The organism is Cyclobacterium qasimii M12-11B (assembly GCF_000427295.1).
In the GTDB taxonomy this organism is placed as follows: Bacteria; Bacteroidota; Bacteroidia; order Cytophagales; family Cyclobacteriaceae; genus Cyclobacterium; species Cyclobacterium qasimii.
Genome location: NZ_ATNM01000040.1, coordinates 1 through 508, shown reverse-complemented (window position 1 = coordinate 508; position 508 = coordinate 1). Strand labels below are relative to the sequence as shown.

Annotated in this window: 1 protein-coding gene; it reads left to right on the top strand. The window is 59.3% G+C overall.

Annotated elements, in window-relative coordinates; genetic code table 11:
* Positions 1–495, top strand: a 495-nt coding sequence (locus tag ADICYQ_RS31085) for a CoA-transferase (protein WP_040414499.1), incomplete at its 5' end; no start/stop codon positions are given.
* Positions 496–508: the final 13 nt, after the last annotated feature.

Genomic DNA, 508 nt, shown 5'->3' with positions numbered 1-508 from the left:
GGCCACCTTGATCCTGACCTGATCAATGCTGGAAAGCAGGCAGTCACCGCGTTAGAAGGGGCGGCCTACTTCCATCAAGCCGATTCCTTCGCAATAATGCGTGGGGGCCACCTCGACGTGTGCGTTCTTGGCGCGTTCCAAGTCTCAGAGAAGGGCGATCTCGCGAACTGGTCGACCGGTACTCCCGGAGCCATCCCCGCCGTCGGCGGCGCCATGGACCTCGCAATCGGGGCCAAAGAGGTTTACGTGATGACCGACCTGCTCACCAAACAGAACGAGTCAAAGCTGGTAGCCGCCTGCAGCTACCCGCTCACCGGGGTTGCCTGTGTTTCGCGCGTGTACACCGATCATGCAGTCTTCGACGTGACATCTGAAGGCTTCGCGGTTCGCGAATTGTATGGTGACAACACGATCGAGCTTCTCAGTGCCCTCACCGGGCTGACCCTAATTGACGCGACAACGACCGCATCCACTGACCGAGCAGAGGAACACTGATCATGACCGGAAC